Source organism: Armatimonadota bacterium (assembly GCA_016125185.1).
Classification (GTDB): domain Bacteria; phylum Armatimonadota; class Fimbriimonadia; order Fimbriimonadales; family Fimbriimonadaceae; genus Fimbriimonas.
In genome coordinates, this window is sequence record WGMG01000006.1 from 488901 (window position 1) to 511019 (window position 22119).

A 22119-nucleotide genomic window follows, 5' to 3' on the forward strand; every position below is an offset into this window, starting at 1 on the left:
TTATGTACGTTTTGATTTGTCTAATTTCGCGTCATTACAGGTTCAAATGACGTCATAATTAGGGAACCGATCAATCGGATTCTCATGAAGATTTTTATGAAGCGCGGCGGAATCGTGCTCATTGGTGGTGTGGCAATTGTTTCGGTTGTCTTTGCCGCAGTTGTACAGGGGACTGAAGCGAAACTCCAAAAAGGGAGCCGAATCGGCTTCGTGGATGTTGGTGGCCTAACCGTCGCTGAAGCGCAGAAGAAGGTTCGACTCTGGTGGGAGACGGCCAAGGTTCAGCCGTTGACGCTGACGGTCGAGGATAAGTCCCTGAAGAAGACCTACAAGGCGAGCGAGCTCGGCATTGCCGTCGATGATGTCGCCTCGGTTGCTCAAGTCCCGGTAGAGGGGTTGGTGGGCCAGGTTCTCGGTAGCGACGAGGTCCACAAATATCCGGTCAAGACCAAGGCCATAGAATTCGATTTGAAGGGCCTGAAGGCTGCGGTGACCGACACGTACGGCAAGCCGACTCCGGCGAAAGTCACCTATGTCGGCGGGCAAATCGTCAAGCAGCCAGAAGTTCCGACCTATACGGTGGATGAGGACGCCCTGCCAGCCGAAACCCTGAGGGCGGTGATGGACGACCAAGTCGTCGCCGTGCCGATCAAGCAGGAAACTAAGAAGATTCCTGACGATGCACTAGACCAGATTACGGAAGTGGTCTCTGAGTTTTCCACGAACTTTTCGGCCGATAACCGACCGCGAGCCAACAACATTAAGCTGGCTTCGTCGAAGTTGAACGGCGTGATTCTTCTGCCGGGCGAGAAGGTCGGCTTCAACGAAACGGTCGGAAAGCGAACCATCGAAGGCGGATACAAGGAAGCGGGCGTGTACATCAACGGCCGACACGATACCGGCGTCGGTGGTGGCATCTGCCAAGTCAGCACGACGCTATACAACGCTTCGCTGTTTGCCAACCTCAAGATCGTCGAGCGCACGAACCACTCGCTGCCGGTTCCGTACGTTCCGCTTGGACGCGACGCGACGGTGAACTACGGCGCTCAGAACTTGGTGATCCAGAACAGCATGGATACACCCATCGTGGTCTGCAGTGAGTACCAGCCGGGTCGGCTAACGTTCCGAATCCTGGGCAAGAAGGTGCCGGGGCAGGAAGTGAAGATCACGCAGGGCAAGATTTCATATCGGGACGGTGGCACTCGCCGAGAGTACGACCCGACGTTGCCAGCGGGCACCACTAAGGTGATCCACTCGGGCGACGACAAGTTCGTGCAGTCTTTCCGAACGGTTTTTGTGAACGGCGTGAAAGTCTCGAGCGAGAAGCTGGGCGACAGTTTCTATGGCGGCGGCGGGACGATCATTCTGTACGGTCCGAAGGCAAAGACTCCGCCTCCGAGCAATCCGACTCCTCCGGCGGTCGTGGGTACCACCGGCCACTAAAGTTCTGGCTTAGTTCAGTTCGCTCGGCGAGTAGTCCGAGGCGGCTCCCTCGATCCAGACCATGAGGATTTGGGGAGGCAAGACTCCGTCCTCGACGTCAACCGGGGCGAAATTGTGTTCGAGACTTGAGTCGAACGTGACGGAGTCACCGGTGTGAAGGACCGTGGCTTCGGTTCCGATAGTCACCTTCACATCGCCGCGCAAGCAGTAAACGTATTCCTCTCCAGCATGGGAAGCGCCCTTGTGCATGGGCATGAACACTTCCAAGACGGCTGCTTGAAGGCGGCCACCAGCCAGGGCGCAGTCATGCGACTGCAGAACGCCCGATACGTACTGTTGCTCCCAAAAGTAGGTGCGGTCCGATTGGTCGGGAACCAATGAAAAGTCGGGCAAGCCAGTTTTGGAACCCTTCATGTTGAAGGTGATGATCCACTTTCGATCGTCGTGTCGGTGGATTCGGATCGGCTTTTCTTTTCCGGCCTTGGGTCCGGTCGTAAGGTTGGGCGGCACCGTGTTCAGGCATTCACATACGCGATGAAGAACCTTGTAAGTGACGGGTTTGCCGCTTTCCACACGGAGAACGGTGTTCTTATCGACCTTCGCCAAGGCGGCCAGATCGCGAACGCTGAGACCTCGGGCTATTCGAAGGTCTTTGATTCGTTCGCCGATCATGGAGAAATCGACGTTTCTCCATGACCAGTAGATTTCGGTTTGTCGGGGCATTAGTGCGGCGCTAATCCATTCTAACGCTAACAGATCGGTTCGAGTTCTTCCTTCTTCTCAGGAACCCAAGCGAGAGGAAGGCAATCCCAGCAACCGAGGAGGGCTCGGGGACGGTGTCGATCTTGAGAAGAGCGGCGCGAGTGTGGGGGATTGCTGAACTGGAATCGAGAACGGTGGCGGCAATGTACCCTTCATCGTTGATGCTCTCGGCGCTCCAAATCGTCCAGCCGAAGTATTCCTTGGGCAGGTAGTTGTTGAGATCGTAGAGGGTTCCGCCTTGGTAGAGGAAGGCGTGCCGTGCTCCGCCCGTGTAGGAGGTGTAGCCGACCACGTCGCCATAGCTATTCACTCCCTTAGCCATCATGCTCATTCGTGCGCCGGAGGACGTTGTATAGAGGTATCCCAAGTCTTGGAAGCCTGAGCCGAAGTCGGCGATTGCGCGGTTATTGAACGAAGAATCGACGCCATAACCGGCGACGTATCCGTTGTTGCTAACCGCGAGTCCGTAGGTGGTGTTGACACCGGTTGTGAGACCGAGGTCGGTCATCACGCCGTTCTGATATTTGAAGGCATGCTGGTAGGAAGTGCCCGACGTGGTTGCCGTGCCGACGATGGTTCCGTTCGCGTTGATTGCGTTGGCCTGGCTGAACGTACCGCCCGAGAGCGTGCCGATGTCTGTCATCGTGCCGCCAGAGTACGAGTAGGCATGGTTGGAGCCGGAACCAGTTGTGGAATAGCCGACGACGGTCCCAGCGTCATTTATTCCGTACGCAAAGCTTGATATTCCGCCGAGCGTACCGATATCGGTCAGAGTTCCGCCGTTGTTGACGACGGCATGAGTATAGGTCGTGGTGTTCGTCGCGTTTCGAACGTAGCTGTCGCCTACCGAGACACCGAGACTGTTGATTCCATACAAGTGAGCCTGTCCGACTTGGGTCGATATTCCGCCCCAGATCGGCGCGGTGAGGGAAGGATTTTGGGCGTTGGCGTCCGTGGTTACGCCCGCCACGCCAACGTAGGGACCGTTTGGAATGCCATTGAGGAATCCTGCATAACCAGCGAGCAGACCGTTGCTGCTGGCTGATGTGGCCGAAATGTAGTTCGCTCCTGAGATCGAGATCGGCGAGATCGTGAAGGAAGGGTCGGCCAAAGCGGCCGCGGATAGCGAGGTGGATAGCACGAGGAAGGCTCCGCCCTTGCCAAAGAAAGTAGGTTTCATATCTAGTCTCCTAAAGCGCAGAGTCAGGCGAGTACGGGGGATTCTCCACTTCGAAATTCCTCACCAATCGCTCCAGGTTCTGGCTGCGAGGACTTAATGCTACAACGGCTTTTGGTCGACCTGAATTTCTAAATTCAGACATATTCAGATGCTTGCAAAGCGATGTCTGAAAATGGGTGAAAACCCTGTGAAAATTACCGGCTCAACCTGCGATTCAGGTTCGAAATTTGGTCACTTGCCGGTCTCGATCAAAGCCCATTCGGTGCCTTTGTAGAGCACTTTTCCGTACGATTCGACGGGTACGCCGTCGATTCCGTCTTTGGGTAGGACCAGGTGTGTCACCGGCAGTTGAGCCATGCTCGGCCGGTCAGTGGTGAGAGCCTTGGTGAGTTGGTTTCGCCGGTTCGCGTAGTCTGGCGTCTCGCTCCAGTGACCTGCGTAGGCGCGGCATCCGGCCATCCCAACGAGGATTGGATTGAGGTCGCTGATGATCGGCGTATCGTACGAGTCGGGCTCGATGCTTCCGTCTTCGGCCTTGGTGGGGGCTGGGATGCCCGGCAGGGCTCCGATGACGGCGTTGCGGCCCAGCGGACGGAGGATGTCAAGAATCTTATCGACGTCGGTTGAATAGTAGATCGAGTGGACAGTGGTGTTGGAGACGTCCTTTTTAGCTAACGTGAACTCGCGCGAGAACCAGCGGATGCCAGTGGCGGAGATGACGATAATGCCGAGGGTGGCCAGTAGGTTGCGCTGTCCGCGCTCGCGCTTCTCGAGAACGGCGGCGATGCCGATACCGGCGAGGATGCCCCACGGCACGCTCAGCATCATGGTGAGCTTGCGCTGGAAGAGGGCAGGGAAGTAGGGCGCGATGAGGCCGACGAGGGCCCAGGCGACCACCAGAGCCAGACCAGGCTTCGATGGTCGGAGCAGATACAGACACACCAGGACCAGACCGAACGCCATTGCCCAGAATGGCATCGACATGAAGTAACCGTCCGTCAAATGATCCTTGGCGGCCACGAGCATGACGATCAAGAGAATCGAAAAGCCTCCGACTGCGGCCATCGGGAGCTTCTTCTTGTCGAACAAGGCGATCAAGCCGGGGATGATCAGCAGGACGTATCCGGCAAAGATTTGGCGGAAGTTTGGCGAGTAGGTCAGGGTCTCGGCTCTCGCCTGGAAGACGGGGTCGTTCTTCAGTACGTACACGAACCAAAGCGCGAAGGGAACCGCCCCCAGGCCGATGACGGAGGCGCGAAGAAACCACTCTTTCGTGACGAGCCTGGCTCCAAACAGGGCCACCACGAAGCCGACCAGCGAGAGGGCAATCAACAGCACGTCGTAGCTGTGGATGTTCATCAGCAGGCCGAAGCAAACGGCTCCCGGTAGGACCGCCTTCTTAGACTCTTGGGCCCTCAGCACGGAGATGAGCGTGCCAAGCATCAGCGCAAGGCTGACCATGAACAGGCTGTTGGTAACCGCGCTATAGAGGAAGAAGCCTTCTGGTTGCCACACATCATTCGGCAGACGTGACAGCAGAAGGTCCTTCAGGAAGTCGTTGCCGGGCTTGACGATGGCTTGGCCGAAGTTGTGCCACACCAGAAAGCCGATGCCACCGCCCAGAACCGCCATGGCAAGCGAGAGCTTACGGGTGTACACCTTGTCGGTGACGAACTCGACCAGGCGACCGAGTAGGGTGACGGAGACGAAGGTGAAGAAGAGCCGCGCGATGGTGACGGTGAGCGGAATTCCAAGCACTTTGGCGATCCAACCGAGCACCAGGTAGTACAGGTGCAGCGTAAGGCCAGGCTGAGGGTCGGTGGTGAACCGGTTCTCGAAGGTGAGATGGCCTTCCATCGCCTGACGCATCCACCCGGCATAAACCATGTGATCGTCCAGGTTGTATTGGACGCCGAGGTAGAGGCTCCCGTTAGGGCGGATGAGGTAAGCGTGGAGCACCGGCAACGCGACGAGCACGGTAATTGCCAAGGCGAGCCACTTTGTGTAGGCTCGAAAAATCTTTAGCTGTTGCTCGTCATTGAGTTCCGGCACCTTAGTGTTTTTCGCCCTTGCCTTTGTCTTTTTCGCCAGGCACAGGCATGTGCATCTTCTTGTAGATTCCAGCGATCAGGTCGTAGTTTTCTTTGGCGAGCTTGTGCTTCGGTTCGACTTTGAGAACCTCGCGGAAGTAGGCGAGCGCACCGGCGTACTTTTCGTGCGGCGTCAGGGTTTCTGCGTACATCGTGCCCATGCCGAGGGCGAATGTGGCATCCACGTACTTCTTCTTCGTCGCGACATCCTTCGGCTTCTTGGCGTAAGCGGCCTTCGTTGTTTTGTACTCCGCCTTGAGCTGTTTGAGCTTGGCGTCGCTGATCTGTCGGGTTCCTTGTTGAGCGAGGGCGCTCACGGCCAGCGCCATGACGAGAATCGAAAGAGTCCGCTTCATACCTTCACTTATACCAGTCGCTTGAGTTCGTTTGCCTGTCGAACGGCGTCTTGTTCGGTAATGTCGTCGAGAGTCGCCGCTTCGATGAGCTTCAGCTTCATCGCATCGCCCGCCTCCATGTAGTGGTCGGGACGCTGGATGATCTGCTCCCGGCTGACACGGTGGCGTCGCTCCATTTCGGCAAGGGTTCGGTCGAAGACGGCGCGTAGGGCCCACCGGGCGCTCTTCTTGCGGCGCGTCATGAAGGCCAGGCCGTCCACTAACTCTCGTCCGCCTCGCTGTTGGACACGGGTCTGCGGCGCAAGGCCAAAACGCACCGAGAGGGTGACGAAGATGACCGCGAGAAGGATCAGAACCTGGTTCCAAGCCGCTTCGTAGGGGCGGCCGAGCTTGGTAAGCAGGCTTGCCTCGACGTCGTCAGTGGCGAACGAGTCGACGTAAGTGACGTCTTCGCCGGAACGAACGGCCATGCTGATCAGTCCCATCAGGATATCGGCGTTGTCCGAGGCGTCCAAATACTTATTTGTCGCGCAGTTGCCGTTGTAGAGTTCGACAAGTTGCACGCCGTTTTTGAAAGTGGAGTCGGCGTAGCTCTCGTACTCGTCTGGGCCGACCAGCACGGGCGTCGAGTTGCCGTTTTCCAGCAGAGCGTCGTCCGTCGTGGTGTGCTTGAGGTTGCCCGGTTCGATTTTGCCGACCGGCTTGCGCGTGACCTTGCTACTGACCGGAACAGGAACCAGACTGGGCTCTTTCTGGCCAAAGAAATCGGGAAGGGGAAGGTCGATCACGACGACCCGACTGCCGGATGGCAGCTTGCTAATGAACTTGCCGAGCTTTTTGCGGTTGTAGTCCACAGCGGGAATGATCAGGGTTTTGTCGGCCTTCGGAGTCAGCGATCGATCGACGGTGACCTTGTATCCAGACTGCTTGATCAGCTCAAGGAAAGCCGAGGTGCCGGATGGACCGTAGTTCTTCGATGAGTTGTCTTGGGTGAAGGAGTAGCGTCCGGCTTGGAGGATGACCACGGCAAGGACCACCATGCCGAAGATCCAAAAGGCGATCTTGCCGGGTTGTTTCATGCCGCCTCCTTGGCAAGTTCGCGGATGCTGAGGTAGGTTGACCGGAAGATTTCGACGTCGGCGATGCTATTGGCGCGGTAGCCGTACCAAGCCAGGTCGAACGCCTTGGTGGCTGGTCGGAAATCGAAAGACGACGGGCGGGTGGGGCTGGCTTCGATTCGGCGCAGGTGTTCCCAGTTGGTCTGGGTGGGTTCAAATCTGGCGATGCGGGCCGCGTCGATGCGGAGCAGGGAAGCGAGATACAGGGCTCGGCAAGCCTCACGGTAGCGGCCCTCGGCGATGAGCTTGTCAGCGTTGGCGAGGTACTCGTCTTCGGTCAGCAGCTCTTCGCCTTCCTCTAGCATGCCGGTTCGGGCTCGCTTGACCTTGCCGCGGCTGGTCCACGACCACGGAATCTTGGTGATGAGGTAGATGAGGCCAATCACGGCTACGCCGACAATGACGTAGAAAAGGCCCTGCAGGAGCCCACCAATCCAAGTTGGAAGCTGGGGTAGATCGGGAGTCGCCGGGCCCTGTCGCTTGAAGAGATTGCGTAGGCGCTCAAGCATCTTCTCGATCCAGTTGGAGGCGGTGGATTCGCGCTCGGCTTTATAGAGTGGATCGCTCTTGATAGCTTGGGCCTTGGCTTTCGCGCCCTTGACGGTGGAGAAGGACTCGGCCGCCGCGCTGGAGTCGACGAAGCTGACGATCTCCTGATAAGTGGACTCTTTGGCGTCGTTGGTGGTTGCCGAATTGTAGTCGTCGATGAGCTCGTGCAGGTACTCCTCGTCGCTGGCATCACCGGACCCATCCCTCTCGCTGAGGGTTTTGATGGCCCCCTCTCGCGACTTGGCGGCATGAAACTTCTTGCTGACGGTCGTCCAATCCGCCATGGCGGCTATCGCGAGTCCGATCAGGAACAGGCTAACGGCGGCTCGACGGAAGCTTCTCATAGAGGATAGAAATGTCGAGGCCCTCAACGCAGATGCGCCGTTGATAGTAGAAGAGGGCGGCGGCGATGGCAACGAACGGCGTCACCAGCCAGATAGCGAGGAATTCGGGCAGGATGCCCAACACGATGTCGGCGATAACCTTGAGGTAGGGCGACGGCATGGCATTGCGGACCCAGTCTTGGATGCCGATGGCGGCCATGGCCGACGAGTAGCCGACACGGAGCAAGAGGTAGATCAGGAAGGTACTTCCGATGGCCGAGGCGGCGGGGTTGGCCTTGGGAGCCGGCTTGGATTTGGACCCAAAGAGGTACTTGGCACGCTCGATAGCTTCTTTCGGACTCTTGTTTTCGTTGAGCGCGACGGAGATCGCGCCGAGGCCGATATTGAGTCGAGTCAGGCTCCAAATGATGCCAACGGGAATGAAGAAGATCGAGAGTATGCCAAGGATGCCGGGGATGACGTTTCCTTCGCCCGTGATGCCGACGAGGAGTCCGGAAACGATAAGCGGGATGACGGAAAGGAACGCGATGGAAAGCGTGTACCAAACCGTGCGGAGCATCGTTTTGTAGGCGAGACTGAAGTAGGGCCGAGCGCGCCGCTCGATCTCGACTTGGTTGATCTCTTCGTTCTTCACCTCGGCTTCGACGAGCACGTGGGCGTAGGTTGCGACCTTGGCTAAACCGATGGTGGCGACGATGAAACCGGCCGTCAGTCCGCCGAAAAGATAGAGCGTGAACTCGAGGATTTGGCTAGATGTGTCGTTTTGGTAGCGGGTCTCGAACAGGCGGGGAAAGAGGAGTTCGAAGAAAACGACGGCAAAGCCACTGATGAAGAGACTGGGCAGTAAACTTAAGTTTGCAATTGCCGAAAATGACCTTCGGTAAAGAAAAATTGCCGCATCCGACGTCTCACCCGGGGCGTGCGGACGTAGAAGCTTAGAGGTAGTAGCAGACACATATCGGGCGTAATCCTGGACAGGCCCATTCGTCTGCATACTTTGGATAGTATACGAGTCAAACCCCTGAGAAGAAGCACATTATGATGACAACGACACTGGCAGCGATGATTTTGGGAGGCACTCAATCGACGAATATCGATTCCTACCTGCCTTCCGGACTCAAGGACATCACCTTCAATGTTTCGATGACGAAGCGCAACTCCAAAGAACTTGGCAAGATCGATCAATCGTTCGTACAACAGTACTCGATCGACTCGGCCACAGTCAGGGCAAAAGAGCCCTTCAAGCTTCGCATGGACGCACGGTCGGATGAGACGACAGTGATGACCATCGTAAACGGCGGAAGCAAGTTGATCAGCGTTCCCGCCCTTCGCATCAAGAAGAAGTCAAACGTTTCCGAGGAGCCTGGTCAGCGGCAAACGCTGATGGATTTCATCCTTCTGACTCCTGCCGCAGCGACCGATTTCCTCCATCCGAAGTTTGTGCGGTTCGACCGGCAGTCTGGCGACCCGGTGTTCGATCTAACATTCGCGTCGTCGCTGAACTATCCGGTGCGACACCGCGTTTGGATCGACAAAGATGAGCACTACGTGACCCGACGCGAGTGGTACGGAACGGAGGGCCAGCTTCGAGCGACCTTCCTTTTTTCGAGCCCGGTGAAGGTCAAGGGCATCTATGTTCCGACGGTTATGCAGGTACTGAATGCCGACAACAAACTGGCGGGCGAAACCAAGTACACCAATATCAAGGTGAACGAAGGCCTTTCCGACAGCATCTTCGATATCTAACTGAGCTTCGCTCGACCCGTGCGCTTGAGCTTGCCCCAACCCTGGGGCACGCCCAGCATGGCCCGCCAGAGGCCGCGCAGGACGACGGCGTACATAAGCTGTCGGTACACGAACCGCTGAGGGATCAGCCACCACAAGCGCCACGCCGGCTTGCGGTCCATCTTGTACGCTACCCACCCCGAGATCAGCTCGAGGCCCAGAAATACGCCGTAGAGCACGATGATGGGGAGCAGGGCGTCGGTGATCTTGGGCGGCGGAGCCTCGCCAACGATCTTGCCGTAGCTCGACTGCGGGTCGGAGCCCGGCACTGGTGAGAAATACACCATGACGGCCGAAATGATAGCGAAGAAAATCTTCACGTCCATGATCGGCGCGAGTATCTGGAAGATGACCTGGAACAGCCAAAGCGTCGGCAACGCAAGGCGTCCGAACCAGCCGTAGCGCCCCAACGCCCGGCGGTGCTTCCATAGGCATTGTAGCGTGCCAAACGCCCATCGGAACCGCTGGCGGAAGAGCGCCGAGATCGTTTCGGGAGCCTCGGTGTAGGCGACGGCCCGGTTCTCAGTGTCGATTTTGTAGCCCAACATGCGGATGCGCCACGTGAGGTCCATGTCCTCGGCGAGCGTGTCCGATTGATATTCCTGGGCGGCGACCACTGCTTCGCGACGCCACATTCCAATCGCGCCGGGCACGACGGTGATGGCGTTGAGCTGGCTGTAGGCTTGGCGGTCCAGGTTCTGGCTGGTGCGGTATTCGACCGCTTGCCAAGACGTGACGACGTTGTGGATATTTCCGACCTCGACGTTGCCCGCGACTGCGCCGACCTTTTCGTCATCGAAGTAGGGAACCATGCACCCGATCGCATCGGGGTCGAGCTGGGTGTCGGCGTCGATGCAGAAAAGCAGTTCGCCGGTGGCTCGCTCGATGGCGGCGTTGAGGGCTGATGCTTTACCGCCGTTCTCCTTATGAATTGCGACGACCTCGGTCAGTTGGTCGATGACCTCGCGTGTGCCGTCGGTGGACCCGTCGTTCACGACGATCACCTCGGCTAAGGGATAGCGGGAAGCCAACACGCTCCGCACCGTCGCCTCGATGGTGGACTCTTCGTTATAGGCGGCGATCAGCACCGACACTGTCGGTCCGGTGGTGGGAATAACGTCCAACTGGGGCCGCCGTCGGAAGTGGACGAGGGCGAGGGGGAGCAGGAAGAAGATTCGGACGATTCCTAACGCGATGGCGACAATGAAAAGAGTGGCCAGGAGCCACTGGAAGGAGAAGAAAAGCCAGAAGGCGAGGCGGTCAAGGTTGACGTTGGTGACCTCGTTGGGCGCGATTTTGGGCATGACCTTGTCTCGTCCCACGCCCTCCAACTGGGCGACGGAGACGAACTTGTAGCCCATCGCCTGGAGCTTTGGCACCACCATGCCGAGTGCACGAATGGTCTCTTCGCGGTTGCCGCCTGCGTCGTGGAGCAGGATGATGTTTCCTTCCTGGTGCTGTTCCTCGTCGCTCTGAATCTGGGAAATGATCTCTTCGGTGATGTCCTCGGCGGTGTGCTTCTTGGGATTGCCGTTCTCGTCAAAGATGGTCGGGCTCCAGTCGTGGGGATCGATGTTTTCGCCCACGACGGTGTAGCCGAGGACCGACGCCCAATCGACGGGGAGGACCTGGTTGTTGGTCTCCGGCTGGCTGTCCGCGTTGTACGGCGGGCGAAAGAGCAGGGTTCCGTGGCCGGTCAGCGACTCGATGGCGCGTTGGGTGGCGTTGATCTCCAAGTTCGCCTGACTCTGGCCCAGCGGACCGAGGTCGGGGTGGGTGAAGCTGTGGTTGCCGATCTCGTGCCCTTCGTCGTAGATGCGGCGCACGATGTCCGGGTAGCGTTCGCAGTTTTCGCCGACGAGGAAGAAGGTTCCGGGCACTTTCAGCTTCTTGAGCTCGTCGAGGACGAGCGGCGTGTAGCGGGGATCGGGGCCGTCGTCGAAGGTGAGCACCAACTGCTTGGGCTTGTAGCCGGACTTCGCAATGACATAGGAGTACGGATATTGCTCGTAGCTTTGGTCGGTGATGAGTTGAGTGTCGGGGTCGATTTCCAATGACCGTTGGCCCGATTGCGGCCGCCGTTCGACCTTCAGGAGTTCGCCTTTGCCCGTGAAGTCGATGAGGCGCGGGAAGTCGATGACGGAGAGCGCTTTAGGGTCGGGAGGAGCGAAGAGGGTCTGGGCGTCGAGGCACTTCCAGATGCTGGGGTCTTCGGTACCGAGCGACCAAAGGGCCACGCCCTTGAGGTCCTTCGACCGGACAGATTGCCATTGGTTGTAGGCCGAAACCGCATCGAGGAGCCAGACGTCGTGGTGCGATTTGTCGTCGTCGTCCACGTACTCATAGTGCATGTTCAGCGAGTCGGGATCGAAATCGAAGGCATCTTTCGGTGACTCATCGAGGTAGCCATCGGCCTGCGAGATCGCCTCTTCATAGCTAAGGCTGGCGGCTCCGGCCTTGCCGTTCTTCCAGTCATAGGCATAGCTCCCGACGCCCATCACGACCTTGTCCGCAGGAGCGCGGAGCAGGAAGCGATCGACCTGCTTGACGCTCCAATCCAGCGGGGCGATCGGTCCCGGTTTTCCATCCTCGCTGGATTTGTCGTACGCCATGAGGACCAGGTAGTCACACGCGTCGGCGCAGGCTTTGACGTTGAGTTCGTCGGCGGTGGTCTGAACGTCGATTGAAAGTTCGAAACCGCCCTTGTGGAGCGCAGGTCCAAGTTCTTTCAGGAATCCAGCGATATTGTTCTCGCCGTACTCATCAAGGTCTTCGAAGTCGAGGTTAATGCCAGCCAGACGATTATCGGTTAGAAAACCGACCAAGGATGTGATGAGATTTTTGCGCGCGGTCGGCGAACGGAGCATCTTATCGACCCGTTTGGGGTCGAACAGACCATCGTTGGCGCCTTCCATCGCGTTGGAGAGGATGGGCACTATCCGCACGTTGTTGCGCCGGGCGATGGTGATGATTTCGCCGTTGTTGGGGTTGGATTTCAGGTCGAAGTCGCGGGTATCGATGCCGTCGCCGTTGGGATTCAAGCGGAGCCAGACTGGCGAAACATGGGTGAGGTGAGGTGCGGCGTTGCGGAACGAATCGAGCGACGTCGGTTCCCAAGGAGCCAGAAAGCCGAGTACGATGGAGTCGGTTGGCGCTTTCGACTTGGCGGGATGCTTACGATCGACGACTTGCGGTCGGATGTGATCGAGCTCATGGGCGCGTTGCGAGCGAGCAATAGAAGGCGGAGAGATAATGCGGAACGGGCGGAACTGGGCCCGTAGACCGGCGAGGTTGGGCGTGAAGACCAGCGTGATGCCAAAGGCGATGAAGAGGATCAGGAGGAAGAAGACCAAAGCGGCCAAGGTCCGGCTAAAAATGCCGCGACGTCGTCCGGTTGGATCGTGGAAAACTTGCCTGTTCATGAATGGAGCCGCAATTCGCTTGGTTAGTGTTTCATAAGCGGGCTGCGCTTAACTAGGGTAACGCGCGACATCACCCCGTTGGTTCGGCCATTTTTGAGAACCCTTGCCGGGTACAAATTCGACAAATCTAACGATTTAGTAGGTATTTTGGCGACAGCCTGAACAAATACCCCCAGTGCGGGAGTCAGAAAAAGAGACAACTCCCACAAAGAAGTTGTTGGCAAAAAGCCAAAACCAATCCCCTCCCCAACAGGCCGATTCGAAAGAGTCGGCCCTTTCTTTTTGTGTTATAAAGGTCGGTATGACCAGCAAAGCCGCGACCGTGGCCGAGTACCTTGAGGGGCTGCCTGAAGACCGTCGCGCCGCCATCGAGACCGTGCGAGCAACGATCCTGCAGAACCTGCCGAAAGGGTACGAGGAGGGCATGCAGTACGGCATGATCGGCTACTTCGTGCCGCATTCGATCTATCCCGCGGGGTACCACTGCGATCCCAAACAGCCACTCCCCTTTGTGGCGTTGGCCTCGCAGAAGAACTACATGTCGCTCTACCTGTCGTGCCTGTATTCGGACGCGGAATACTCGAAGGAATTCATCCAGGCATATCAGGAGTCGGGCAAGAAGTTGGATATGGGGGCGTGTTGTCTTCGATTCAAGAAGGTCGAAGACCTGCCGCTGGAGTTGGTGGGACGGTTTTTGTCGAAGATTTCGGTGGAGGAGTACATCCGGCATTACGAGTCGATGCGGCCGGGGAAGGGGAAGAGGTAGGGAGTTGGCAGTCGGCAGTTGGGGGTAGCTCTTTGGGAGATGTGAGCGTCTCGCTCACAAGGATGCGAACCTAACCGCAGTTCCACCAGATACTGGGACTTGTCTTTGGACTCCAGTTCGCCTGCTTGGGCATAAGTCTACTAGAGGTTCTCTTACCCTCAGAACCTCTGCCTGGAACGTCGAAAGGTTGTCCTATTCCTCGGCACTGAGGGAGCGATCCAAGTATTTCCCTTCTGCCAACTCCCGACTACAAACTCCCAACTCCTGACTGCCCGACCCCTATCCCCCCGACTTACCTTTGTCTTTCGGCTTTTCGATCGGCGTGGCGACGATGAAGTCGGGTTGGTGGACGTTATTCGGCGTGAACGCCATCGGCGAAAGCACGAGGCAGTCCAGCGACACATCGGTCGTGGTCGAGCCCTCGATCTCCACCCGCACCGGAGTCTTAAAGCTCGGTAGGCGAGTCGTGCCCAGCCGGTACCAAGCGAAGCCGCTTCCGTATGGGCTCAGGGGCGGAGCGGTGAAGCTCATCGTCTGACCGCCGATCTTCAGCTTCAGCTTCTGGCGGTCGTCGAGGTTAGGAATCTTGGCCGCGACCCACACTTCCAGGTTGCCGGTCGTGCGTTGGGGCACGTTCAGCGTGGCTTGGACGAGGCCGGTAGCGCTGGCCAGCGGCGTTCGAACCGTCAGATACGCCCCGTTGCTACATCCGGCGTCTTCGATCACCTCGCTGAACGTGTGGTCGCCACTGGTCTCGAACTCGGCCCAAATCATGCCTGTAAGCATGTTATTGAGGCTATGCTCGACCCGCTTAGCCACGGCGTACGCCTTGTCCGGCTGGCTATCGATCAATTCCCGGTAGGCGCGGTAGTCCACCGTCTCGATCGACGTGTCCTTGTGCTGGCTGGCGGCGATGCCGATCAGGTTGCCGATCTCGCGCTCCAGGCGTACAAATTCGCTTTCGGGCACCGGGCATCCGGCCGCTCCAGTGATGAAGATCGGCGAGTGGTCGAACTCGATGCGAAGGCCCGTCTTGGTCACCGAGACCACCGGCGGGAGGCCGATCAGCCCCTTGATCTGCGCAGTCGTTGGGTTGGCCAGGCGGAAGTCCACCGTCGTACGCGGGCCGTTGGTCCACAGTACGTAGGTGATGTTCTGCCCATCGGACATCTGGTACCCGCTGATATCCGGCCCAAGGTCCAAGCGGTTACCGTCGGCAGGAGAGGGAAGCCACAGCAGGTTTCCGGCCAGCTTTTGGGCGTACGCCGGGTTTGAGGCGTTGACGGGGAAGTAGATTGCGTCCGGCCGCATCTGCGTCGCCCCCAGCGACAGCTTGGCGATCTTGGCGTAATCGGCGTCCTTGGTCGCCCGCACAAACAGCCCGCGGATGCCGTAGACGTTCAGGTCTTCCAGCACCGACGGCTGGTCGAGGTCGGGCGAGTAGGGAACGTCGATGGCGAACACCGGACCGGGAGCCACGCTCCGCAGGTTCGAGCTCATCGCCCCCGACAGCGAATCCAGCAGAGCCGACGGGTTGAACTTATTCAGGCGGATGGTGAGGCCCGTCAGTTGGTTTTCGGGGTTCTCGAAGAACCAGCTCCAACCGGCCCAATCTTGGAACACCGGCACGCCCGCCGCCTTGCGGATGGAGCGGATGATGCGATGCACGCGCCGAATGCGCGTTTTGCTGATCGACTCGGCAAGGTCCGACCAGAACTGCGACTTACGAGGGTCGGCCGGAATGGTCGAGGCATGCACCGGATCATAGAAGTATTTGACGCCGCGCGCCCCGTTCCAGAGGGGGAACAGTTGCGCCGCCTCGGTGAAGTTGGCGATGTTGGGCGCCTGCATGTACCATGCCCGCATCAGGGTGTCGACGTTGCGATACTTGTTGCTGAGGTAGTCGGCGAACTCGGCGGTGAACAGCGGACTAGAGGGCACAAACCCGTTGTCTCGGCTGGCGAGGTACGGTGTGCTTCCCAGCGGGTTGATGATGCCGCGCAGGCCGGGCTGGGAGCCCATCGTGCGCACCTGGCGCAGAATCTGATCGCGTCGCTCGTCCAGGCGGTCCCACAGGTCCTCCATCATCAGCGATTCACCGACCGGGTAGATCAGCGCGACTTGTTCGGCGTCGGTGGCCGCCTTCACGTCGGTCTTTAGCACGCCCTTGGTCACATCGGCGAACTTGGACGAGATGACGGTTCCATCGCGCGAGAGCGCTACCACCACAAAAGCCCGATCCGCCCCCGGCAGGTTGCACGTGATGGTCTGCGACGCCTTGATGTTGTTCAGGCGGTAGTACTGCGGCTGAACGATGGTGCCCCGAGCGCTGGGCAGGGCCGAGGTGACGGTGAAAAAGTACCGACTATCGCCCATCTGGGCGGCGACGTCCTTCCACTGTCCGGCGGCCGAGACCTCGACGTTGTAGTCCTTGATGCCCGCGGCTTGTCCGGCGGCGATATCCTTCGAGCCCGCCTCGACCTGGAGGCCCACCGGAACATAGTCCGAGCCTCCCCACGTGAGTTGAAGATGATTGCCGACGGCCCAATTCGGCGCAAGCGACAGAAATGCGATCAGACTGGATGCAATCACAATGCGACTTTACCTACCTACTAGGTACCCTATATAGCTGTGAGAATTGCTGAACCTTCGCTCGAAAACCTGTGTATCAACACGATTCGAGGGCTTTCGATTGACGCTGTTCAGAAAGCAAATAGCGGACATCCCGGACTCCCGATGGGTGCCGCTCCGATGGCTTTCGCGCTGTGGACCCGACACCTCCGGTTTAATCCGAAGAACCCGAAATGGTTCGATCGCGACCGATTCATTCTCAGCGCCGGCCACGGCTCGATGTTGCTTTACTCCCTCCTCCACCTCACAGGATACGACGTTTCTTTGGAGGATTTGAAACAATTTCGCCAGGCGCACAGCAAAACCCCCGGCCACCCGGAGAATACGCTGACGCCGGGAGTCGAGATGGCCACCGGTCCGCTGGGGCAGGGATTTGCCCACGGAGTCGGGTTCGCCATTGCCGAGGCGCACCTTGCCGCTCGGTATAACCGGCCCGGCCACGAGGTCATCGACCACTACACCTACGCCATCGTCTCGGACGGCGACCTGATGGAAGGTATCTCGAGTGAAGCCGGATCGCTGGCGGGCCACCTCCAGCTTGGCAAGCTGATCTACCTGTACGACGACAACGGAATCTCCATCGATGGTTCGACCTCGTTGGCGTTCACCGAGGACGTGTACGGGCGGTTCACCGCGTTCGGATGGCACGTTCAGCGCGTGGACGGCATGAACGTCGAAGAGGTTTCCGCCGCTCTCGAAGCCGCCAAGAACGTGAAGGACAAGCCCTCGCTGATCATGTGCAAGACCGTCATCGGGTTTGGTTCGCCGCACAAGGCGGGCACGGCCAAAGCCCACGGATCGCCGCTGGGACCAGACGAAGTGAAGCTGACCAAAGAGAACCTGGGCATCCCGCTGGAGCCCGAGTTCTACGTTCCCGCCGAGGTGGCCGCGTTCATGAACAACGCGTGCACCGGCGACGACCTGGAAGGGGAGTGGAAAGGGAAGTGGAACGCCTATGCGTCGGCGTACCCGGCCGAAGCCGCCGAGCTGAAGGCGATGATCGACGGAGTTCTGCCTGAGGGTTGGACTTCGAAACTGCCAACGTTTACCGACCCGGCCGCAACCCGAAAGAACGGCCTGGACGTGCTGAACGCGGTGGCCGCCGTGCTCCCTGGCCTGCTGGGCGGGAGCGCCGACCTTTCCGAATCGACATTTACCACCATCCACGGCGAGGCATCGTTCCAACCGGGTGCGTACCAAAACCGCAACTTCTGCTACGGCGTGCGCGAGCATGCGATGGCGGCGGCGGTGAACGGCATGACCCTGCATGGCGGCGTGAAGCCCATCGCTTCGTCGTTCGTGCAGTTTACGGACTACTGCCGACCTTCGATCCGCCTGGCGGCGCTGATGGAGTGCCCGTCGCTGTTCGTGTTCACCCACGACTCAATTGGGTTGGGTGAAGACGGACCGACCCACCAGCCGATTGAGCATTTGGCCGCGCTGAGGGCGATGCCAAACCTGAACACCATGCGCCCCTGCGACGGCAACGAGACGGCGGCGGCCTACAAGGTTGCGCTGGAATCGACCCATACGCCTTCGATGCTGGTGCTGACGCGGCAGAACCTGCCGGTGCTGTCTCCCTCGTCGGTGGCTTCGCATCCGCTGGAGAAGGGCGCGTACGTGCTGGTCGAGGCGTCGTCGACGCCGAAGGTGGTGCTGGTGGCCACGGGTAGCGAAGTCCAGTGGTGCGTCGAAGCGGCGAAGACGCTGGAAGGGGAAGGGATTCCTACGCGAGTGGTGTCGATGCCGTCGTGGTTCCTGTTCGAAAAGCAGTCCTCTTCGTACCAGACGTCGGTCCTGCCGAAGGGCGTTCCGACGCTGGCGGTGGAAGCCGGATGCTCGATGGGATGGGCCAAGTACTCGACGGATCAGATCTGCATCGATCGGTTTGGCGTGTCGGGTCCGGCGGGTGTGCTGTTCAAGGAGTTCGGGTTCACGGCGGAGAACGTGGCGGCTCGGGCTAGGGCTCTGCTGGCGTAGGTACACTGAACCGTTCGCGCCCGTAGCTCAGTGGATAGAGCAACTGCCTTCTAAGCAGTGGGTCGCTGGTTCGAGTCCAGTCGGGCGTGCCATTGCTCAGCTTCTAGCTATTAGCTTCTAGCTTTTAGCCTTCTGCTTTCAGCTTTCTGGCTTCTGGCTTCAGAATCAGTCGTGGCACTGGTAAAGACGTCTGCTTGTCCGCCGAAGTCCCAGCACGGAGGAGGGCGTAGCTGGGATTTGCCAGTGTTCAGACCTTCCACGCTTAACTCTCAGCTTCGCAGAGGTCGTTAATCGCGTCGAGAATCCTTTAGCTACGCTTAGTGGTCGAATAGTACATGAGCTAAAATGCTCTAATGATCTCACCGGACCTGTTCGTGAAGGTCGGTACTTACCGGAAAGCGCTTCGAGTCGTGGACGGATTTACCATCTTAGTTGGGCCAAACAATTCTGGGAAGACAAGGTTGCTAAGACTACTCTTTGAGACTAAGGCTGTAGTGCATTCAATTTCGACTCTTCGTCCAGCACTTGATCCATTAATTAATGATCAGTATGCCAAGAACCTTGTCTCATCATGTTTAACCAATTATGAACAGCAATCTCGCAGTTCGACAGGCGATATTACGCTTGATATTCAGGCAGGTCGAATACTCTTTCAAAACATTACTAGTGGGGGAGATAATATAGCGGACGTCGTGAGAGGCGCGCTGGGATTGGCATTCTGCGAAGGAGCAAATTGGTACATGATTTCCAGTAATAGGCGTCCAGTATTCACGGAAACGATACACAATTCACGGCGACCAGTAAGTGAGAATGCCATTTTTGTTACTGAACGTCTTTATGATGCCTTGAACGAAATACAGGAGGGGGATTACAAGTCCGTTGAGCGATTTCGTGCGACGGTCAGCCAAGTGTGTGAAATAGATGATATTCTTGGTGGCATCGAGAATAAAGAAAATATGATTTGCCGAGTAGTCCTGTCGAGCGGCGAAAAACAACAAAACCTCGATCAGATGGGGCATGGCATTAAGCAGGCAATTCTCCTCCTTGCGTTAGACACTTTTTGCGATGGTGCCTTTATTCTTGTTGATGAACCAGAATCTAATATGCATCCACGACTCCTGACAAGAATACTCGATCATCTGAAAGATTCGAAGCGGAACTATTATATCTTTGCAACTCATTCGAACATATTGCTAAGGCAGGAGTACTCTGCTTCCCTTTATGCAGTCAAGTGGCAAGGTGAAAATATCGAATTGTCGGAACTAAAGGATAGAAACCACGCTCTTGATGTACTTGGATATTCTTCAATTGATAATGTTCTGGCCGATGTTTTGATCTTGGTTGAAGGGCCGACAGATGTTCTTGCGGTCCGGGCGATTCTTGATCGTCATTTTAGTGGGAGGAAATCAAAGTACTACGCAATTTTGCATATGGGTGGCGATGCAATGCGGCACTTTGCATGTAGAGATTTGAGCGGCAGATTTGAGACAATATTTGTGATCCTTGATGGTGAAGACAATGCAACGGCGAAATCGGCGCGAAGTGACTTCAAGAAACTAAATAAGGACATTTTGCAGTCAGACCATATCTTCCAGTTGTCCAGGTACGCCCTTGAGAATTATTGGTCAGAGACAGCGATGATGTCTAAATTCGCAAAGGACATTCCGCCGGGCACTGTGTTCCCAGTAGAAGGAAGCCTTAGTTCTATAAAAATTCCTAGTAAGCGTATGAAGTCTTTGAATCGAGAGCTAGCACTCGCCACGAGTTGGTCTGAATTGGAGAGCACAGATTTCGGGCTTGCGATAACCAAGATTGTGAACTATTTGCAACTGGGCTAATACTGGCAATCAAGTACTGCTGACAACACCCTACTTCCTGACACTAATATACGAACACAAGCCGCTTCGGAACTCGACGTCGGCGATGAGGACCGCCGCCTTGCTCGTCAGATCGGCTTGTTCCACTGCTTTGCGAACCTCGATGGCTTCGTGTTCTTCCAGCCCGTACGCCATCAGTGAGGTGACGGCGCAATGCCTGAACGGCAGGTAGCCGCGGGCCAGGCGGCCCGGCTCGATGCAGAACTGCACGAGGCACGGACCGACCTTGGCGCGGCAGTATTCGACATGCTCCCACACGTCCTCCTGGTACTGCGCAAGAGCAGTTGGAGTGAGGATTGACGATAGGTAAGAGCTGGTAACATGGTTCTATTTTACCTGGAAATAGTAGACGTATGTATAGTATGTGTCAGTTAGCGGTTGGCAGTTGGCAGAGAGCCGATTGCATAGAGCATTGAGCACAGAAAGCAGAGAGCGGAAGCCTGAAGGCACATCGAAACCTGAAGCCTCTGACCTGTATACTCCGTATTCAAAGAAGAGACATCCAGTGAGCATGTACTATGTGTGGGGATCGGGCGGAGAGCGGTACGGTCCGGCGAATGAGGACCTCCTGACCGAGTGGGCCAGCCAGGGCCGGATTTCGCAATCGTCGATGGTGGAAGTGGTCGAGACGGGCGACCGAATGCTGGTCTCCAGTGTGCCGGGTTTCATCCCCTCGGCCGTAGTTTCGCAGGCTTGGCAGCCGCCAGCGACTCCCGCTCCGGCGTCCTATCCGCGGGCGTACGGGACGGTCAACAACCACCTCGTCAAGTCGATCCTCTCGATATTTTTTGGGGTGCATATCCTCGGCATCATCGCCACGATCTTTGCTGTGCAGGTCGACGGGCACGTCCGGCGGGGCGACTATGTGAGCGCCGAGACCGCATCGAGGAGAGCCAACTTGCTGGCCAACATTTCGATCGGGATCTTTGTGGCTATGGTGGTGTGCGGGATCTTGTTTGTGATCGTCGGCGTCGCGACAGGGCAGATGCATTAGCTCCAACCGATTGCGATAAGGCAAGTCGGCCCTCCTGTTGGAGGGCCATGAAGAACTAATGCTTCTTCTTTCGGCGGCGGCCAAGCGAGAGAATGCCCAGCCCAAGCGCGGCGAACGATGCAGGCTCCGGTACAGGCGATCCTCGCAAGCCCATAGAAAAGTCGTACCTTCCGTCGAAATCGGTCCCGACCGAATTAAAGAAGGCTCCATTTTCGGCCGAGGTCCAGAAGGAATTTCCATTCGCTAATGGGCTGCCAATTCCGTTGTCGCCCGATGTCGTCGCTACGAAGTACCACGATGTTGGATGGTCGACCGCTAGACCAAGGAAATAGGTCCCTGGTTCCAGAACGAAAGAATCCACATCGCTATCGTATAAGTAGCCAGGATTGCTGCCATCGATAATGTCTCCATTGGACGTCACTGTTGCGTTACTGACAGTTCCGTCGTGAACAACAGTTCCTCCGTCGTGTGGGGTAATCCCTTTCCGGATTTCCCAGTAAAGGGTGTGGGAAAGCGTGGGATTCCCGATTGTGAAAAAGTTGCCGAAGACTCCGTCTATGCGGGTTTCCGTCGTGACCGTAAAGTCGTCGTAAACGACCGAGTTGTAGTAGCTTTCAGGGAAGATAGAATTGATTTCAGCGACGAGTGCGCTCGCGCCATCCCAGTCGCCGCCGTAAAAGACGGTCTGAGCTTGTGCCCCAATCGAGAGGCCAAGGCAAGCGATAATTGCAAGTTTCTTCATAACCATTCCGCTTATCGAAGAGATAAACAATTGAATCGTATCACTTGAATTTACTGTATAAAGCGCTCTAGCTGACAAAT

At 57.4% G+C, this 22119-nt stretch carries 17 protein-coding genes and 1 tRNA gene; 7 read left to right on the forward strand and 11 right to left on the reverse strand.

All coding sequences use genetic code 11. The annotated features are described in order from the left end of the window. The first annotated feature begins 84 nt into the window (after nt 1-84). Complete coding sequence (locus GC165_10145; GenBank protein ID MBI1333228.1) at nt 85-1443, forward strand: hypothetical protein; 1359 nt, start codon at nt 85-87, stop codon at nt 1441-1443. 9 nt (nt 1444-1452) lie between these two features. Here the strand turns inward: GC165_10145 and GC165_10150 are convergent, their stop codons facing one another. The 7 genes from GC165_10150 to GC165_10180 all read right to left on the reverse strand — a co-directional run bounded on the left by GC165_10150 (nt 1453) and on the right by GC165_10180 (nt 8836). Next, nucleotides 1453-2166: a cupin domain-containing protein gene (locus GC165_10150; protein ID MBI1333229.1), complete on the reverse strand. Its 714-nt coding sequence runs from the start codon at nt 2164-2166 to the stop codon at nt 1453-1455. A 10-nt stretch (nt 2167-2176) separates the two neighbouring features. After that, on the reverse strand, nt 2177-3385 hold the full coding sequence (locus tag GC165_10155; GenBank protein ID MBI1333230.1) for a PEP-CTERM sorting domain-containing protein: 1209 nt from the start codon (nt 3383-3385) through the stop codon (nt 2177-2179). Nucleotides 3386-3616: 231 nt separating this feature from the next. After that, a complete protein-coding gene (locus GC165_10160; GenBank protein ID MBI1333231.1) occupies nt 3617-5437 on the reverse strand; it encodes a hypothetical protein in 1821 nt (606 codons plus the stop codon). A gap of 1 nt (nt 5438) precedes the next feature. After that, on the reverse strand, nt 5439-5831 hold the full coding sequence (locus tag GC165_10165; GenBank protein ID MBI1333232.1) for a hypothetical protein: 393 nt from the start codon (nt 5829-5831) through the stop codon (nt 5439-5441). Nucleotides 5832-5839: 8 nt separating this feature from the next. Further along, nucleotides 5840-6910, reverse strand: a complete 1071-nt coding sequence (locus GC165_10170) for a hypothetical protein (protein MBI1333233.1) — start codon at nt 6908-6910, stop codon at nt 5840-5842. Beyond that, nucleotides 6907-7842, reverse strand: coding sequence for a hypothetical protein (locus GC165_10175; GenBank protein MBI1333234.1), 936 nt, complete (start codon nt 7840-7842; stop codon nt 6907-6909). The genes GC165_10170 and GC165_10175 overlap by 4 nt, the downstream gene beginning before the upstream one ends. Further along, nucleotides 7814-8836 (reverse strand): hypothetical protein, encoded by a 1023-nt coding sequence (locus tag GC165_10180; GenBank protein MBI1333235.1) that lies wholly within the window; start codon nt 8834-8836, stop codon nt 7814-7816. The genes GC165_10175 and GC165_10180 overlap by 29 nt, the downstream gene beginning before the upstream one ends. 44 nt (nt 8837-8880) lie before the next feature. Here GC165_10180 and GC165_10185 point away from each other — a divergent pair, with 44 nt between their 5' ends. Next, complete coding sequence (locus tag GC165_10185) at nt 8881-9588, forward strand: outer membrane lipoprotein-sorting protein (protein ID MBI1333236.1); 708 nt, start codon at nt 8881-8883, stop codon at nt 9586-9588. Here GC165_10185 and GC165_10190 read toward each other — a convergent pair. Next, entirely contained in the window at nt 9585-13049 is a 3465-nt protein-coding gene (locus tag GC165_10190; protein ID MBI1333237.1) for a glycosyltransferase, read from the reverse strand. The two genes, GC165_10185 and GC165_10190, sit on opposite strands and share 4 nt — an antisense overlap. Before the next feature lie 301 nt (nt 13050-13350). Between GC165_10190 and GC165_10195 the strand changes: the two genes are divergently transcribed. Further along, the gene (locus GC165_10195; protein ID MBI1333238.1) at nt 13351-13815 is read left to right on the forward strand and encodes a DUF1801 domain-containing protein; all 465 of its coding nucleotides are present in this window, start codon (nt 13351-13353) and stop codon (nt 13813-13815) included. 279 nt (nt 13816-14094) lie between these two features. Here GC165_10195 and GC165_10200 read toward each other — a convergent pair whose 3' ends face one another. Next, a complete protein-coding gene (locus GC165_10200; protein MBI1333239.1) occupies nt 14095-16407 on the reverse strand; it encodes a hypothetical protein in 2313 nt (770 codons plus the stop codon). Nucleotides 16408-16446: 39 nt separating this feature from the next. Between GC165_10200 and tkt the strand changes: the two genes are divergently transcribed. The 3 genes from tkt to GC165_10215 all read left to right on the forward strand — a co-directional run bounded on the left by tkt (nt 16447) and on the right by GC165_10215 (nt 20264). Continuing rightward, nucleotides 16447-18426, forward strand: coding sequence for a transketolase (gene tkt, locus GC165_10205; GenBank protein ID MBI1333240.1), 1980 nt, complete (start codon nt 16447-16449; stop codon nt 18424-18426). Nucleotides 18427-18442: 16 nt separating this feature from the next. Next, nucleotides 18443-18518 (forward strand) — tRNA-Arg (locus GC165_10210). Between the two features lie 261 nt (nt 18519-18779). Further along, on the forward strand, nt 18780-20264 hold the full coding sequence (locus GC165_10215; protein MBI1333241.1) for an AAA family ATPase: 1485 nt from the start codon (nt 18780-18782) through the stop codon (nt 20262-20264). A gap of 30 nt (nt 20265-20294) precedes the next feature. Here the strand turns inward: GC165_10215 and GC165_10220 are convergent, their stop codons facing one another. Next, nucleotides 20295-20561 (reverse strand): hypothetical protein, encoded by a 267-nt coding sequence (locus GC165_10220; GenBank protein MBI1333242.1) that lies wholly within the window; start codon nt 20559-20561, stop codon nt 20295-20297. Between the two features lie 247 nt (nt 20562-20808). Between GC165_10220 and GC165_10225 the strand changes: the two genes are divergently transcribed. Then, entirely contained in the window at nt 20809-21297 is a 489-nt protein-coding gene (locus tag GC165_10225) for a hypothetical protein (protein MBI1333243.1), read from the forward strand. Between the two features lie 55 nt (nt 21298-21352). Here GC165_10225 and GC165_10230 read toward each other — a convergent pair whose 3' ends face one another. After that, nucleotides 21353-22045 (reverse strand): PEP-CTERM sorting domain-containing protein, encoded by a 693-nt coding sequence (locus tag GC165_10230; protein MBI1333244.1) that lies wholly within the window; start codon nt 22043-22045, stop codon nt 21353-21355. Nucleotides 22046-22119 lie beyond the last annotated feature (74 nt).

Bases quoted from the DNA above. Each gene is read 5' to 3' on its own strand.
- GC165_10145 (MBI1333228.1), top strand. From the start codon at position 85: ATGAAGATTTTTATGAAGCGCGGCGGAATCGTGCTCATTGGTGGTGTG.
- GC165_10150 (MBI1333229.1), bottom strand. From the start codon at position 2,166: ATGCCCCGACAAACCGAAATCTACTGGTCATGGAGAAACGTCGATTTC.
- GC165_10155 (MBI1333230.1), bottom strand. From the start codon at position 3,385: ATGAAACCTACTTTCTTTGGCAAGGGCGGAGCCTTCCTCGTGCTATCC.
- GC165_10165 (MBI1333232.1), bottom strand. From the start codon at position 5,831: ATGAAGCGGACTCTTTCGATTCTCGTCATGGCGCTGGCCGTGAGCGCC.
- GC165_10170 (MBI1333233.1), bottom strand. From the start codon at position 6,910: ATGAAACAACCCGGCAAGATCGCCTTTTGGATCTTCGGCATGGTGGTC.
- GC165_10175 (MBI1333234.1), bottom strand. From the start codon at position 7,842: ATGAGAAGCTTCCGTCGAGCCGCCGTTAGCCTGTTCCTGATCGGACTC.
- GC165_10180 (MBI1333235.1), bottom strand. From the start codon at position 8,836: ATGCAGACGAATGGGCCTGTCCAGGATTACGCCCGATATGTGTCTGCT.
- GC165_10185 (MBI1333236.1), top strand. From the start codon at position 8,881: ATGATGACAACGACACTGGCAGCGATGATTTTGGGAGGCACTCAATCG.
- GC165_10190 (MBI1333237.1), bottom strand. From the start codon at position 13,049: ATGAACAGGCAAGTTTTCCACGATCCAACCGGACGACGTCGCGGCATT.
- GC165_10195 (MBI1333238.1), top strand. From the start codon at position 13,351: ATGACCAGCAAAGCCGCGACCGTGGCCGAGTACCTTGAGGGGCTGCCT.
- GC165_10215 (MBI1333241.1), top strand. From the start codon at position 18,780: ATGATCTCACCGGACCTGTTCGTGAAGGTCGGTACTTACCGGAAAGCG.
- GC165_10230 (MBI1333244.1), bottom strand. From the start codon at position 22,045: ATGGTTATGAAGAAACTTGCAATTATCGCTTGCCTTGGCCTCTCGATT.